This window comes from Gilvimarinus xylanilyticus (assembly GCF_024195295.1).
Lineage (GTDB): Bacteria > Pseudomonadota > Gammaproteobacteria > Pseudomonadales > Cellvibrionaceae > Gilvimarinus > Gilvimarinus xylanilyticus.
The window spans coordinates 113,487-128,191 of the sequence record NZ_JAMFTH010000008.1; the positions used below are offsets into that span (position 1 = coordinate 113,487).

Below are 14,705 nucleotides of genomic sequence, written 5' to 3' on the forward strand. Positions count from 1 at the left end.
ATATATATAGTATATATTATTCAATATCATGCTGAACAGGCTCGTAGTGTGTGGGGGGGGGTAGAAAATTTTTGTTCTGAACTTAAATTTCGCGGTTATACGTATTTATCTCTACTGTGTGTAATTACACGCAGTAGAGATAAATACGTATAAATTGCTATGGCGCGGGGGCAACTAATCCTGTTGCATTGACAAGTCGCGGAGGGATTGTAATCGTTCTTTACTTCGTTTTTGATGACGATATTAATACGAGCATTAACTTTAAGGCGATCTAAGTCGATCGTTTAGCTCGCTACATAAAAGCTCATAGCATTGATCAAGATCGAGCGGTATGGCTTCGTGATCAATACTGTCAGCTAGCCAACGGAGTACGCACTCTAGGTCTGTTTGGTCAGATGTGGGTTTTAAGATGGTGGCAATGTCACCATCCTTTGGCGCGTTAAGCTTAAGTAATAGTGCTCTCGCGAACTTACGCCGCGAAATATCGGAGTGAAGCTGGGGAATTGTATCGTAGCTGCTAAAGTTGTCTAGATAGATAACATTCGACATTGGTTACTCCTCCTCTTTAGCGTCTTGAGTTTGCAGCGCGTGCTCGGTGAGCAAACGTTCCATTGCACTGCCGTCTTGGCGGGTTAGGTTAGGGACATATCTGCTGTACACTTTAAAGAGCATCTCGGTCGTGCTGTGCCCCATCTGTCGGGCTATCCACTCGGGGGACTCTCCGGCGGCAAGCCATAGAGTGGCTGCGGTATGTCGCGTTTGGTAGGGCCTGCGTTTGTTCAGGCCTAAATGGCGAAGCAGTGGGTGCCATACTTTGTTGGTGACGGTCTGATGCGATAGCGGATTACCAAGGCTGTTGCAGAAAACCATTGCCTTGTCTCCGGTGGCTTTAAATTGGGCCTTCAGGGCGTCGTACACCATGGATGACATATCCACGGAGCGATGAGACCCATCATTTTTGGTGGGTACAAATTCGCCTTCAACCCATGCCTGATGTACCAAGATCTGTCGTCGTTTAAAGTCGACTTTTTTCCATGTAAGGCCATCTATCTCGGCAGTGCGTAATCCCGTGAAAAAACGAACAATGTAGTAGTTTTTAAAATCAGCTCTTACTGTGTTGATGATGGTTTTCACCTCATTAAGGTCAAACGGCTCTACATCTGTGCGGTTGACCTTTAGGGGCTTGATGTTCTGCCAGGGCGTTACAAAGCCATAGCGTTCTGCTGCTTCGTTTAAGATCATGCGTAACGGCATCATTATGTGATTAACGCGTGAGGCGCTCATCTGCTTTTTTGATTTGACCTTTATGGACGGTTTGCTGACTAGTTTGGCGCGAAAGGCCAGTATGTCCGATTTTTTTATAGTATTTAATGGGCGGTTGCCCAGCTCAGGTAGCAAATGCACATCCAGAATCAACCGAGTGCTTTTAATGTGTGAGTTTCGCCACTGCGGCGTCATTTCGCTGAACCAAACCTCTGAAAACTCAACCAATGTGGGCACTGATGTTCGGGTGATCGCTTTCTTTTGGTCTATCGAGTTAAACTGTTCGACTCGATTGGAGCCGGGAAAGTAAGTAGCGTAGTTAAACGTTCCGAGCAGAATTTCGGCTTCAATGCGGTCGAGAATTGCCAGTAAGCGCTTTCTGTTGGCTGGTGAATCTCCAAGTTTTGTGTACTCCCGGCAACGTATACCTTGATAACGAAAATCAAAAAAGAGCTTTCCGTGACGTTGATTTATACTGGACATTGTTTATCCTCCTATTGAATACCAGCCATCAACTGATCGACCCCAAGGGGTTTAATCATGTCTTTTTCTATCTGTTCCCACACATACAGAATCTTGCGTCCCCCAAAAGGGCGTATGTAATGGATGCCTTCTAGCAGCACGGAGTCTTTTAACTGGTTGCGGATGGTGCGCGGGTTGTACTTAATTCGCGTGGATAGCTCTGCCGTTGTTAGGTAGGTTTGTGTCATAATAATCCCCTTGGATTCAAGTTAATCATTTGCAGGTCTTAATGACCTGCTGTAGATCAATATAGCCCCTGCAGTGATCTAATGCAAGCTTTTTTGATCTACAGAAGATCAAAAGGGCTTACAGTAATGCTAAAGTGCCATTTGTCACGAATAATGGGTGAGCAAAAATTAAAGATTGCTGATGTGTCCAGAGATACAGGGATAAACCGAGGGACAGTGACTCGGCTCTATCAGGAAACTGCAGTGCGAGTAGAGTTTGAGGTGCTGGAAACCTTATGCCGTTATCTCAAGTGTGAAATTTCAGATTTATTAGAGATTTCGCCAGACGTTGATCAGTAGCGCTTCTATTTGCCTCAGCATTCAGATGGTTGTGGCAGAGGCGCGAGTGGGCTTTAAATAAAGGCGGCCTTGAGTGGAGTGTGTGTTTCATCTCGATTCGTGCTGGCTGGTTGTCGTAGGGATGGGGCTGATGGGAGAGAGAATGACCGGCGGTCGCAAAACGGCCTCAATTTGGTCTCAGGCACAAAAAAGGCCAAGCACTTGATATAAGTGTTTGGCCTTTCGATAAAGATACGGTCAATAAAAACAATATCTTGCAATTGGTGCCCAGGAGAGGACTTGAACCTCCACGGCCGTGAGGCCACTAGCACCTGAAGCTAGCGTGTCTACCAATTTCACCACCTGGGCAATTCAATTCGGGTGTGACCTCGAACTGAGGACGCGCATGATAGGGGGGAAGAAATTGCTTGTCAACGGCTAAATTAGGAAAACCTTAAAAAAACGATAAAAATGCACAACTTGATGATTTTGTGAGCATTTTTGGCGGTGATACGACTGTTTTAAAGGCGTGCCCGGGTGGTTGGGAATTTAAGGTATGCGAGCTATACTGAGCTCATAATAATAAACTGGAGGGCCATCTATGTTGCATCTGCGGTCTGCGGTGGTGGGCGTTATATTGTTTACGCTTGCGGCTGGTGGGATGTGTGATGTTGAGCCTTCTGCGAATGAGTCTATTCCGGTGAGGTACCCTGAGTATGTAGGAGATGATCCGGTTTTTTCTCGTCTGACGGAGTATTTCGCTGACTTGCTCGATCTGGCTCTGTCCAAAACGGGGCGCCACTATACCCTGGTGCCTATAGAAGGGCAGGCCGTCACCGATAGGCGAGCTATGCGCAACCTCGACAGCGGCGTTTACGATGTCAATTTTATGCATACAAACCCAGACCGTGAGAGAACCCTGCGGCCGGTTTACTTTCCTATGTTCAAGGGGTTGGCGGGGTGGCGTTTGTTGCTGGTTCGCGAAGCCGATGCGAGCCGGTTTGGTCGCGATTTGATGCCGAGTGAGTTTAAACGCCTACGTGCAGGCCTGGGTCATGACTGGCCTGATGTGCGTTATATGAAAGCAAATGGCTATGAAGTGGTGACTTCAGTCAGCCGCGATAGCCTCGTTAATATGTTGATGGGCAACCGTGTCGACTATGTGTCCCGTTCGGTCATCGAAGTGTGGGATGAAATGGCGCACTACCGGCAAATGCCGTTGAAAGTGGCGTGTTGCGTGGCGATCCATTATCCCAGTGCTTTTTATATGTTTACCGCTCGCAAAAACGAAGCGCTTGCTGAACTGTTGAGTGAGGGGCTGCACGCTGCGTTTGAGGACGGCTCTTTCGATAGGTTGTTTTTGCGTTATTACGGCGAGGCTATCGAGCGCTCGCGCTTGAGTGAGCGCCGTATTTACCCGCTGCACAATCCCGATCTGTCTGATTCAACTCCTCTGGAGCAGAGTGGGTTGTGGTTCCAACCTTAGAGCGGGCGCGGTAAAGTAGGCGCCCTTTCTTTTGTTGTAGTAGGTAAATTCTTTTGTTCGATCAATACGAAGCGATTATTTTTGATATGGATGGCACCTTGGTGGACAGTGGACAGCTGCACGAGGTGGCCTGGACCGAAACGCTCAATCAGTACGGTATTCCCATTGACCGACCGTTAATGCGTTCTTTGGCCGGAGTGCCGACCAAGAAAACCATTGAAATTCTGTTGGATAAGTTTTCTCTGGAGGCTCCCGCCAGCCTGGATGAGATGAACGACTATAAAGAGGCTGTCGTGGCTAAGGTGGCCCAGCAGTACGTTAAGCCCACGGCGTTGCTCGAAGTGGCCGAGCGCTATGCCGGTAAAAAGCCCATGAGTGTGGGAACTGGCGCCTATACTGAGGAGGCGCGGGGCATTATTGAGCACTGTGGCATTGGCCACTTGTTAGAGCATATTGTCGGAGCGGATTTGGTGGCGAATCCCAAGCCCGCCCCTGATACCTTCTTGCGCTGCGCCGAGTTGATGGGCGTGGCGCCGGAAAAGTGTGTGGTTTTCGAAGATTCCAAGCTTGGGTTAGAGGCTGCCGAGCGGGCAGGAATGGTGGGCATTGACGTGCTTGAGTCACTCGGCATTGAAAACGATTACTTCCTCTAGTTTTTCTGAGTCCAATTTTCCTCGTGTTTTAGCTGGGTCAGAGCTGATCCAGCTAGCCCTTCTTGCTGTTTTTTAAGGCTTTTTATATAAAAAAGTATTTTTAATTGTCTTTTTGGTTTTTATATGGGAAATTAGAGTTCATATATAATCAATCGTACATGCTTGCCAAATGTGACTGTAATCGATTACAGTTTGGTTTCGGTAGACCGGTAGAACGGATGCCGTCTAAAAATAACAATAGCTATTGCCGTGCCGACTGCAGCAATAGAAGAACACTGTTAGATCAAAAGCTCCAACATAATTAACAATAAAGTTGCACGAGGATGTTCCTATGAGAAAAAGCCATTCGCTTTTCGCGCGCAAGAGTGCCCTGGCATTAGCCATTGGTGTTGCCGCGGCAGGCCAGTATACCTATGCCCAAGAATCTACCGACGCTGCGGCCGAGGACGAGCTGCTGTTAGAGGAAGTGATCGTTCGGGGCGTGCGCCAGTCTCAGGCTAAGGCCATCGATATCAAGCGTGATTCGGATCGAATCGTGGATTCGATCGTCGCCGAAGATATCGGTAAGTTGCCGGACTTGACCATTACCGACTCCCTGCAACGGGTCACCGGGGTACAGATTACCCGCGAGGCTAACGAGGGTACCAGCCTGAATATTCGCGGTATGCCGCAGGTGTTAACCACTTTAAACGGTGAGCAGTTTTTGAGTCCGTGGAGCATTACCGGGGTTGGCGCCAATTACTCGGATATTCCCGCCGGTATGATTAACGGGGTTGACGTATATAAATCGCAGTCTGCGTCGATGGTCGCCGGCGGTATTTCCGGGGTGGTGGATCTGAAAACCTTGTCGCCTTTGGCTATGGACGAGGGCGTAACCGCTAACCTGCGCGCCGAGGGCTCGATGGGTAGCCGTTCTAAGGACGAAGTGAACCCCGATGGCAGCACCAGTACTCGCGACCCGGACTATAACGTTAGCGGCTTTTTCGGTTTTAAGCTGAATGACGATGTAGCTTTCAACTTAGGCCTGTTCAGCTCAGAGACCTACAACGCTAACTACTCCATGTACGAGAACCCCCAGTTCGGGTTCCTGGATCGGCAAAATGGTACGCCCACCGATCCCATGGACTTTGACGGCGATGGCGATCTGGAAAACGACTGGTATTTGGTGCCCGGCAGTTACGGCGCCTCAAGCAGCTTTGTGACCCGTGAGCGCGAAGGTGGTTCTGCAAGCATTGAGTGGCAGATTAACGATAACTTTAATCTGCGTGGTGATGCTTTCTACACGCGTATGGATCAGTACAACCGCGGGGTTCGCGTTGCCTTTAATGGTAACAGCGCGGTAAGTTCATACTCGGTCAATGGAACCCCGGGCACTGAATCGAGCCTGTACGATGTGCTTGAGGAAGGTTCTCAGTTTAGTGAAGGTGGTCAGTTCTCTTATGTCGATGAAAATGGCGAATCACAAACTGCCACTATCCATAGCTTACGTGTGGCTGATGTTCTGGCGCCTGATTTCACTACTACCTCGTCTAACGACATCAACAAAACCGCTGCCCTAAATACCAATATACAGCTCGATTACACCAACCATGATAATTTGACGGTTACTGCGCGGTACATATACTCCGAAGCTGAAAAGCGCCACCGCAATGCGTCGCTGCAGCAGGGGACTCCCGCATGGGAGTGGGTCGATGTGGACGGCATTCCTGGGAAAGACCCGATTGACCCCTACGAAGTGACTGTGGACTACACAGGCGACTATCCTTCGTTCAATTTTGCTAAAGATGTGTCCGATGCAAACCTGCTGGGTCGCTATCAAGCGATTGCCACCGGGGACAACACCGAAGGTACGCTCAATGTGGCGCGAGTGGATGCTAATTTCGAGTTCTCCGACACTGACTTTTTCCGTTCAGTTGACTTCGGGGTTCGCTATGGCGTTCGCGAGGCTGACTACGCGCAGTACTACTATGTAACGCCTACCGAGCGTTACCCCAACGATCAGCGTATTCCCATCGACAAGCGCAACCAGCTCTACTCAGGTAACCGCGTTTGGCAGCGTTACCCCGATTGGCGTTTGTTTAACTACGATGAAGAGCCACAGGAGCTGATTGATGCCGGTTTATACAACAACGGCTTTACCGCAGCGGATACCTCAGTGTTTACTGATTTTGGTCCTTTCTCAGGGTTCGAAGGGGGTGTGTCTGCGCTCGATCCCGCTCAGTGGGATTCGCCGCTGGCGTTTATGAACCGTCTTTATCCGGGAACGCGCACCGTAGAAGACCCGGCTTACGCCTACAATGTTGAAGAGGCATCGGCGGAAGTGTTCGGGCAACTTAATTTCGGTTCTGATACGGGGCTTTTCGGAGTTCCCTACAGCGGTAACTTTGGTTTGAAGGTGATGCAAACCGATCGCACCGTTGAGCGCAATACCGTGCCCGAAGTTCTGGATGTGTTTAATTCCATCGGTGCGGTAGATTATCAGAAGCTGGCGTTTGTCTACGATATAGAAACCAAAGAGCGCTCCTTTACTCAATACCTGCCGTCATTCAACATGAACATGTTCCCCGCGGACGATGTTGTGGTGCGGTTTGCCGCTGCGCGGACAACCTCGCGCAATGACCTGCAAAACGTAGGTTCAGGTTTGAGCCTTTGGTATAGCACTTGCGAGAAAACGGACGAGAATGGCGATCGTGTATTGATCGTCGACAGCTCGGGTAACTTGGTGGGTGAAGAAGTGACCTGTGTGGGTGGCGGTAGCGACCAGGGCGATATCAACATTGATCCCTGGTTAGCTGATGTCTACAACACCTCGGCCGAATGGTACTTCGATGAAAATGCCATTATTGGTCTGGGGCTGTTTTATATGGATGTGGACACCTCGGTTCAAAGTTTCCAGGAGCGTCGCCGTTTTGTTGATGGTGACGGGGTCGATCGTGGTAACAACGCCAACGTCTGGGTTTCAGAAAACGTTAAGGGCTCGTCTCTTTACGGGGTCGAGTTTGGTTACCGTCAACCGTTTACCTTCCTGCCAAGCTTCTTAAGCTCAACGGGTATCGAGTTTAACTATACCTATTCCCACAGTGAGTCTAACAACGAAGACTTAGAAGGGAATTCTTTACCCTTGCCTTCGAACTCTGCGCATCAATCCAACCTGATTTTGTGGTACGACAACGCAGGCTTTAATGGCCGTATTGCCTACAACTGGCGCAGCGAGGAGTACCAGGGTTACGCCGGCTTAAACACCAGTGGTGTTCCGGTGAATCTGGCTAACTGGGGCGAGCCTGCCGGCTACCTGGATTTGTCGATGAGCTACTGGATTAACGAGCATGTCAGCCTCTATGCCAACGGCACCAACCTGACGGCAACCGACAGACGCTCTTATGCTCAGTACGAAGATCAGCTGCAGAACATCTGGGTGCAAGAGCGCCGTTACGCAGTGGGTGTAACGCTAACTTACTAACGCCCGGTCAATCAGGTAATCCATCCCCTGCCTGTGCGGGGGATAAAAGAATAATGATGGAGTTTGATTATGAAAATGAAATTATTGCCTTGGGTCTTAATGACCGGCGCATTGACTCTAACGGCCTGCGGTGGTGACGACGGCCTGTTAGGGGAAGATAACGATATCGATATGATGTATCCGGAAGCCGGAGTGGAAGATCCGACCGATCGTCCGCGCCCTCCGGAAAATGAACCCACCATGACCACCAGTGATAATTTCCTGCTGGATGTAACAGGAAGCCCTGTACAGTTGCGCGGTGCAACTCTTGAGTATGCGCAAGACCCGGCTCAGATGATTCAGGCAATCGAGCCACTTGCCGCAACCGGAGCAAACGCCGTGCGCTTGATGATTGACAGCAGTGTCACGTCGGATCAGCTTGACGGTGTGCTGACTCAGGTTGCTGAAAATAATATGGTGGCTGTGGTTTCCTTGACCGATGACGGCTCTGCACTTCATTGCCAGGAAGATCCGGGTGCTCTGGTGGATGCCGTGAACACTCTGTGGTTAGATCAGTGGATTGCGGTACTTGCGCAAGATCGGTATCAGGGCCGGGTAATTATTAACATCGCCGATGGCTGGGGCCCCATGGGAATCTTTAACCCTTCTAGCCTTGGTTATCAAGAGTATGTGGATACTTATAAGGCTTTGATTCGCCGCTTCCGCGAAGCCGGGTTTAAGTTGCCTTTGATGATTGATGGCGCCAACTGCGGCCAGGACTTTAACGCCTTCTTACTGGGGCGCGGCGGTGAGCTTTTGGCGGCCGATAGTGAGAGTAACCTGATCTTTTCAGCTGCGGCTGGCGGCCAGCGCTGGGATAGTGCCGATAAAATTGTCTCTGCGAATACTCTGCTGGCACAGGAAGATGTTCCTTTTCTTATGAGTGCTTTTGCGGGCTCGGAGACTGGAGATTTTCCCATCGATCACAGTGAGGTTATGGCCCAAGCAACCGGCGATGTAGCCTTCGTTGTGGATACTCCCTGGAGTAGTGGCGAAGACGGTGTCGGATATCTTAACGCTTTTGGTGAGGCCCTGGATTTAACCGGCGGTGCCGCTTCGCTGGATGTGTATATGGATCGCCGTTACCTTGAGTTTATGCGCGTGGCGCCGGGTAGCTCTAATTATGCCCCTAACGGCACCACCGGTATTTCCATGTACTTGCAAGATAGTGATGGGAACCGCCTGCGCTTGGGAACGTCAGTGGCTCGTGAGCTACGAGAAAACACTTGGAACAAGCTGCGCTTTGATGTGCCCGCCGAAATTGATCCGGCCGATCTGATGGATGGTGCTACCGCGTTTGATCAGAGCTCTGTCACCCATGTGGGGGTCGAGATTATGGCCAACGGCAAAGCCGATACCGCCGAAGGTGAAATTAAGTTCGATAATATGAACTTGTTCCCCGGTGTGCCGCCCATGTATACCGCTGAGTTTAACACCGATGGCGACACTGAACAGTGGATGGCCACCAATTCTGAACTTTCGGTTGCCGGCGGTAGTCTGCAGGCTTTGCCCACGGGTAATCAGGTTGACTTTAGTATGGCGGCATGGAATGGCGACGCTATTGGACAGATCGACTTTAGTAAAACCTTGAATGTAACGGTGCGTATGTTCCTTTCGGAAGAATACGCGAGTGATATTCCCAATATGTGGATGCAGGGCTTTGGTCAATTTGGCGAAGGTTGGTCATGGAATGCTGTACCTGTGGCAGCTGCGCCGCTAGTGGCTGGGCAGTGGTCGGAAGTCAAGTACACTATGAACTTTAATGAAACCGTGCAGCCTCCATCGGATATTGATATCGCCCAGGCGTTTGGTTTGCAGGTAGGTGGTATTTCTACGCCCAAGTCCGATCCCATCATGATCGACTCTATCGTGATCGAAGACCCTTCAGCTCGGCCGACTAAAATCGTGACCGACACGCAATACAAGGCCACTTTTAGCAATGGCACCGAAGGTTTTGTCAATGCGGGTTGGGATGGTGGCCAGGTGGAGTTGGCCAACGTCGATGATGCTTTGGTAGCTACTGTGCCAGCGGGCGATACTGGAGCGGTGAATAAGGCCGACGTTAATTCGGTGCGCGAGATTAATTTCGGAGGTAACTTGTCCGTTAAAGCGAAGATTTTGTTGCCCGAAAGCTTTGAGGGAACCGATTTCTGGATGCAGTTCTTCTTCCAAAGTGGTAGTTGGCAGCACTTTGCCTTTGGCCCGGTGGATATGGAAGCGATTACCTTTGGCGAATGGAGTGAAGTGGAATTTGAAATCACGGACGAAGACTACCCCGAAGATTTCGCTCGCACCTTGTCTCCACAAATGTTCGGCTTCCAATACGGTGATACCGTCGCCGGCGACATTATGGTGGATGATATTGAAATTATCGGCGACAGCGTCGTGGATGATCTGCAGCCTATCTACGAGCAGGGGTTTGAAACCGAAGGGTCGGTGGATGATCTGACGGTAGACTTCACCGCGGGCGCGCTGGATGCTGGCAGCATGTTGGCAGCCAAGATGACCGGCTATCATGTGGTGCCGTTCGGGTGGACCGCCAGCACGTGGTACGACGACAGTGCGTTAACCATTGCCGAGGATGTTCTGGGCGAGGTGTTAACTGAGCGCGGCGAGGAAATCGTCAATGGTGAAAATGGCATAACCGCCACCTCTATGCCGGTTATGTTTGAGTAATCTTGATTAGGCGCCGCTTGCGGCGCCCCTTTTCGTCAAGGCGCTTTGTCGGCAATTTCCTGCCAAAGCGCCGAGACTATAGGGCTTTTCAGCCTCTTCTCTAAGACACAAATCCCCGTCTCAAAAGGCCCCAGGTCGGGTTGATCCGCAATGCGTTGTACTTTGTCTCGCAGTGGACTGTTCTCCAGCACTATCAGGGGGACCAAGCCCACCCCAAACCCCAAGCTGACCATACTGACAATAGCTTCATTGCCTTTGACCTCTGCGTAAATGTTGGGAGTCAAATCTTGTTGTTTGCACCAGCGGTTAAATCGCTCCCTTGCCAGCCCTTCTTCCGAGACAATAATCGGTTGGCGGTACCATTGCCCAGGGGTGTTTTTTTGCAATGGTGCGATAAACACCAGGGGGGAGCGGGCAATGGGCTTGAAATCCAGCCCTGCCGGTAAACGGTCCGGGCGGGCGGCGATGGCGATGTCCTCAAACCCCGAGGTTACCCGGTCAATGGCTTGGGCCGGGTCACCGGTGTGCAGCTTAATGTTGATGCCCGGGTGGCGGGTGCGAAATTCGGTGAGGATATCGTATAAAAAGCTGTAGCTCGCGGTTACAGAGCAGTAAATACTGAGCTGTCCCCGCAATTGTTGGCTGCCGGTTAGGAGGGATTCCTGGAAGGTTTCCCATTGCTGTAACGTCTCGCGGGCAAACTGCAGAAACTGCTGTCCTTGTTCCGTGAGGGCCACCGAACGGTTATCACGCAGCACCAGCTCGGCGCCTAGCTCCTCTTCCAGCTGTTTTAAGTTGCGACTGATCGTGGAAGGGCTGACATAGCAGGCGCGGGCGGCGCGGCCAAAATGGCCCGCCGATGCCAGGGCGGTAAAGAGCTTAAGCTTTTGTATATCCATAATGTGTTTCAGTTTTTGCAATATTAAGTTGCGAATATATCATTTTACGTAACGCTGTGTATTCACTACACTGCACGGGATTTTTCTATTCACCCAGTTAACAGGAGTCTGCTATGCAGGTTTACTACGATAAAGATTGCGATCTTTCCATTATTCAGGGCAAGAAAGTTGCCATTATCGGTTACGGTTCTCAGGGCCACGCTCACGCGTGCAACCTGAACGACTCGGGCGTAGACGTTACCGTAGGTCTGCGTAAAGGCTCATCGTCTGTCGCTAAAGCTGAAGCCCACGGCCTTAAGGTAGCGGAAGTTGCCGAAGCGGTTGCCGGCGCCGAAGTGGTAATGATTCTGACTCCGGACGAGTTTCAGGCGCAGCTGTATAAAGAAGAGATTGAGCCTAACTTAAAAGACGGTGCTACCCTGGCGTTCGCTCACGGTTTTGCCATCCACTACAATCAGATCGTGCCGCGCAAAGATCTGGACGTGATTATGGTTGCCCCTAAGGCTCCGGGCCACACTGTGCGTACCGAGTTCACTAAAGGCGGTGGTATTCCCGATCTGATCGCCATCTTCCAAGATGCTTCTGGCAAAGCCAAAGACGTAGCCCTGTCTTACGCCAGCGGCGTGGGCGGTGGTCGTACTGGTATTATCGAGACTACCTTTAAAGATGAAACCGAAACCGACCTGTTCGGCGAGCAGGCCGTTCTGTGTGGCGGTGCCGTAGAGTTGGTGAAAGCTGGTTTTGAAACCCTGACCGAAGCCGGTTATGCCCCTGAAATGGCGTACTTCGAGTGCTTGCACGAGCTGAAGCTGATCGTTGATCTGATGTACGAAGGTGGTATCGCCAACATGAACTATTCCATCTCGAACAATGCCGAGTATGGTGAGTATGTGACCGGCCCCGAGGTGATCAACGACGAGTCTCGCGAAGCTATGCGCAATGCGCTTAAGCGTATTCAAAATGGTGAGTATGCCAAAATGTTTATCGCTGAGGGTGCGCACAACTATCCTTCCATGACTGCTAACCGTCGCAACAACGCGGCTCACCCCATTGAGCAAGTGGGCGAGAAGCTGCGCGGCATGATGCCTTGGATTCAAGCCAACAAAATCGTCGACAAGTCTAAAAACTAAGTTGCTGGCGCCCGCTCTGCGGGAGTTGCTGGATTGGACAAACCCCTGCCTTCGGGCGGGGGTTTGTCGTTTTTGTGATAGGCTAAGCCTTCATACACCGCTGTAGAGATCTTGCAAATATGAGTGACGAGCTTAACAAGACCCATTCTGAAGAAGACGACGACAGCCTACTGCCGTTTGACGAGCATGTCGAAGAGGTGCAAGAAGGTGACAAGAAGGTCCGCCATCGCGGCGTCTATCTGTTGCCCAATCTGTTTACCACGGCTGCTCTGTTTAGCGGTTTCTACGCGATCATCACGGCCATGAATGGTCAGTTCGAATCCGCCGCTATCGCCATATTTGTCGCTATGGTGCTTGATGGGATGGATGGGCGCGTGGCGCGTCTTACCAACACCTCCAGTGCTTTTGGCGAGCAGTACGACAGTTTGTCTGACATGGTGTCCTTTGGCTTGGCCCCCGCGTTGGTGCTTTTTAACTGGGCACTCGGCGATTTAGGTAAAGTGGGTTGGGCGGCAGCCTTTGCGTTCGCTGCCTGTGCCGCATTGCGTTTGGCCCGATTTAACACTCAGATAGGAACCGTCGATAAGGGGGAGTTTGTCGGCTTGGCCAGTCCCTCGGCGGCGGCCTTGCTTGCGGCAATGGTGTGGAGCGGCCACGATGTCGATGTGTCGCTGCCTCTGGCGATTCTCGCCATGGTGGTTACCGTATTGGCGGCTCTGTTAATGGTTTCTAATGTGCGCTATACCAGTTTTAAAAATATCGACTTTCGCGGTCGGGTCCCCTTCGTCGCTATGCTGGTGGTGGTGTTGATTTTTGTCATTATTAGTATCGACCCGGCGCGGGTGCTCTTGGTTATGGCGACGCTGTACGCGCTATCGGGCCCGGCGTGTTGGGTTTGGAAGCGCAAGAATATCCTTGCCGGTGCACGCGCCAAAGGTGAAAATTCAAAACCTGAACAGAAAGAAAGCAGCGATAATCCAACCGACTAGACTTAGGGCGCTTCTATTAATCCAGAGTTGCCTCTGGCTTTCAGGGCTTTCCGAGATCAAGGCGGCTTTGCGATGTCGGGCTGGTTGCCCGCCGAGTATAGCCAACACAGAGATCGGGAAGCCCTGAAAGCCCCGAAGGGCGCGGCCAAAACGCCCATCCGCTGTGTTGCCTACATGGATGTAGGTAAGGGCCGTGAGCAGGACGCGGAAGGCTTGCTCTTCTTGCTAAGGGCTACGGCCATTAGCGGCGAAGAGCGCCGTGCGGAGTGAGCGTTTTGGACTCGCGCAGAGACAATTCTGGATTAATAGAGGTGCCCTTAACGCTAGCCGTGGTCGCGCAGGTGCTCAAGCAGAATGTGCGTGCCCACGGCAATCAATATTAATCCCCCCAGTATTTCTGACTTTTTCCCTGCTACCGCGCCAATGGCGCGCCCCAACAATACCCCTATGGTCACCATGGTAAAGGTTGCCAGGCCAATGGCCGCAGCGGCGATTAAAATATTGACTTGCACAAACGCTAAGCCCACGCCCACCGCCATGGCGTCTATGCTGGTCGCTGTGGCAGTGATCAGTAAGGCCCATAATGACGTTTGGCTATCTTCTTCATCGTCCGGAGGCTGAAAACCCTGGATAATCATATGAACGCCTAGAGCAGCAAGCAGGCCAAAGGCGATCCAGTGGTCCCAGGCCTCCATCCAATTAACCGCCGCACGGCCAATAAGCCAGCCGAGCAGTGGGGTGCAGGCTTCAATGCAGCCAAACAGTAAGCCTGTCTTTGCGGCTGTTAAGAGGGTGGGGTGGTACATTTTGGCACCCTTGGCAATCGCGGCGGCAAATGCGTCGGTGGACATGGCCAGGGCAACAAAAAGCAAAGTGATAAGTGACATAGGGAAAGTTGCTAACGACTTATAGAAGGCGCAATGGTATCGCGCCTGATTGGGGTGTGCCAGCGGGATGGCGCTGGGTGATTTGTGAGCGTTTTGTCGGGGTAATAGTCGAGCATTAATCTTTTTGTAAAAACTTTGTTTTTGGGTCTTGCGCGGATTGGATTGGTGCGTATAATGCGCGCCTCTTCCCCAGGG

General features: G+C 51.3%; 13 protein-coding genes and 1 tRNA gene. 8 read left to right on the forward strand and 6 right to left on the reverse strand.

Annotation, left to right across the window (positions count from 1 at the left end):
- Positions 1-552: 552 nt before the first annotated feature.
- Both M6D89_RS16865 and M6D89_RS16870 read right to left on the reverse strand, forming a co-directional pair.
- Positions 553-1,746, reverse strand: coding sequence for an Arm DNA-binding domain-containing protein (locus tag M6D89_RS16865; protein ID WP_253969264.1), 1,194 nt, complete (start codon positions 1,744-1,746; stop codon positions 553-555).
- A gap of 11 nt (positions 1,747-1,757) precedes the next feature.
- Positions 1,758-1,973: a hypothetical protein gene (locus M6D89_RS16870; RefSeq protein ID WP_253969265.1), complete on the reverse strand. Its 216-nt coding sequence runs from the start codon at positions 1,971-1,973 to the stop codon at positions 1,758-1,760.
- Between the two features lie 126 nt (positions 1,974-2,099).
- On the opposite strand from M6D89_RS16870, the gene M6D89_RS16875 reads away from it, so the two are divergent.
- Entirely contained in the window at positions 2,100-2,312 is a 213-nt protein-coding gene (locus M6D89_RS16875; protein WP_253969278.1) for a helix-turn-helix domain-containing protein, read from the forward strand.
- A 261-nt stretch (positions 2,313-2,573) separates the two neighbouring features.
- Here M6D89_RS16875 and M6D89_RS16880 read toward each other — a convergent pair.
- A tRNA-Leu gene (locus tag M6D89_RS16880) sits at positions 2,574-2,660 on the reverse strand.
- Between the two features lie 232 nt (positions 2,661-2,892).
- On the opposite strand from M6D89_RS16880, the gene M6D89_RS16885 reads away from it, so the two are divergent.
- From M6D89_RS16885 to M6D89_RS16900, 4 genes are all read left to right on the forward strand, one after another.
- Complete coding sequence (locus M6D89_RS16885; RefSeq protein ID WP_253969266.1) at positions 2,893-3,777, forward strand: substrate-binding periplasmic protein; 885 nt, start codon at positions 2,893-2,895, stop codon at positions 3,775-3,777.
- A gap of 53 nt (positions 3,778-3,830) precedes the next feature.
- Positions 3,831-4,430: a beta-phosphoglucomutase family hydrolase gene (locus M6D89_RS16890; RefSeq protein ID WP_253969267.1), complete on the forward strand. Its 600-nt coding sequence runs from the start codon at positions 3,831-3,833 to the stop codon at positions 4,428-4,430.
- 331 nt (positions 4,431-4,761) lie between these two features.
- On the forward strand, positions 4,762-7,890 hold the full coding sequence (locus M6D89_RS16895) for a TonB-dependent receptor (protein WP_253969268.1): 3,129 nt from the start codon (positions 4,762-4,764) through the stop codon (positions 7,888-7,890).
- Positions 7,891-7,959: 69 nt separating this feature from the next.
- Positions 7,960-10,605, forward strand: coding sequence for a glycoside hydrolase family protein (locus M6D89_RS16900; RefSeq protein ID WP_253969269.1), 2,646 nt, complete (start codon positions 7,960-7,962; stop codon positions 10,603-10,605).
- A gap of 35 nt (positions 10,606-10,640) precedes the next feature.
- Here the strand turns inward: M6D89_RS16900 and ilvY are convergent, their stop codons facing one another.
- Positions 10,641-11,504 carry an HTH-type transcriptional activator IlvY gene (gene ilvY / locus M6D89_RS16905; RefSeq protein WP_253969270.1) on the reverse strand — a complete coding sequence of 288 codons (864 nt, stop codon included), beginning with the start codon at positions 11,502-11,504 and terminating at the stop codon, positions 10,641-10,643.
- 113 nt (positions 11,505-11,617) lie between these two features.
- Here ilvY and ilvC point away from each other — a divergent pair, with 113 nt between their 5' ends.
- The 3 genes from ilvC (at position 11,618) to M6D89_RS16920 (ending at position 13,893) form a co-directional block, all read left to right on the forward strand.
- The gene (gene ilvC / locus M6D89_RS16910) at positions 11,618-12,634 is read left to right on the forward strand and encodes a ketol-acid reductoisomerase (protein ID WP_253969271.1); all 1,017 of its coding nucleotides are present in this window, start codon (positions 11,618-11,620) and stop codon (positions 12,632-12,634) included.
- Positions 12,635-12,753: 119 nt separating this feature from the next.
- Positions 12,754-13,623 carry a CDP-diacylglycerol--serine O-phosphatidyltransferase gene (gene pssA, locus M6D89_RS16915; RefSeq protein WP_253969272.1) on the forward strand — a complete coding sequence of 290 codons (870 nt, stop codon included), beginning with the start codon at positions 12,754-12,756 and terminating at the stop codon, positions 13,621-13,623.
- Positions 13,624-13,695: 72 nt separating this feature from the next.
- Positions 13,696-13,893 (forward strand): hypothetical protein, encoded by a 198-nt coding sequence (locus M6D89_RS16920; protein ID WP_253969273.1) that lies wholly within the window; start codon positions 13,696-13,698, stop codon positions 13,891-13,893.
- Between the two features lie 53 nt (positions 13,894-13,946).
- Here the strand turns inward: M6D89_RS16920 and M6D89_RS16925 are convergent, their stop codons facing one another.
- A complete protein-coding gene (locus M6D89_RS16925; RefSeq protein ID WP_253969274.1) occupies positions 13,947-14,510 on the reverse strand; it encodes a manganese efflux pump MntP in 564 nt (187 codons plus the stop codon).
- 11 nt (positions 14,511-14,521) lie between these two features.
- A partial coding sequence (locus M6D89_RS16930) for a hypothetical protein (protein ID WP_253969275.1) occupies positions 14,522-14,705 on the reverse strand: 184 nt, incomplete at its 5' end.

Bases quoted from the DNA above. Each gene is read 5' to 3' on its own strand.
- M6D89_RS16865 (WP_253969264.1), bottom strand. From the start codon at position 1,746: ATGTCCAGTATAAATCAACGTCACGGAAAGCTCTTTTTTGATTTTCGT.
- M6D89_RS16870 (WP_253969265.1), bottom strand. From the start codon at position 1,973: ATGACACAAACCTACCTAACAACGGCAGAGCTATCCACGCGAATTAAG.
- M6D89_RS16875 (WP_253969278.1), top strand. From the start codon at position 2,100: ATGCTAAAGTGCCATTTGTCACGAATAATGGGTGAGCAAAAATTAAAG.
- M6D89_RS16885 (WP_253969266.1), top strand. From the start codon at position 2,893: ATGTTGCATCTGCGGTCTGCGGTGGTGGGCGTTATATTGTTTACGCTT.
- M6D89_RS16895 (WP_253969268.1), top strand. From the start codon at position 4,762: ATGAGAAAAAGCCATTCGCTTTTCGCGCGCAAGAGTGCCCTGGCATTA.
- M6D89_RS16900 (WP_253969269.1), top strand. From the start codon at position 7,960: ATGAAAATGAAATTATTGCCTTGGGTCTTAATGACCGGCGCATTGACT.
- ilvY (WP_253969270.1), bottom strand. From the start codon at position 11,504: ATGGATATACAAAAGCTTAAGCTCTTTACCGCCCTGGCATCGGCGGGC.
- ilvC (WP_253969271.1), top strand. From the start codon at position 11,618: ATGCAGGTTTACTACGATAAAGATTGCGATCTTTCCATTATTCAGGGC.
- pssA (WP_253969272.1), top strand. From the start codon at position 12,754: ATGAGTGACGAGCTTAACAAGACCCATTCTGAAGAAGACGACGACAGC.
- M6D89_RS16920 (WP_253969273.1), top strand. From the start codon at position 13,696: ATGTCGGGCTGGTTGCCCGCCGAGTATAGCCAACACAGAGATCGGGAA.
- M6D89_RS16925 (WP_253969274.1), bottom strand. From the start codon at position 14,510: ATGTCACTTATCACTTTGCTTTTTGTTGCCCTGGCCATGTCCACCGAC.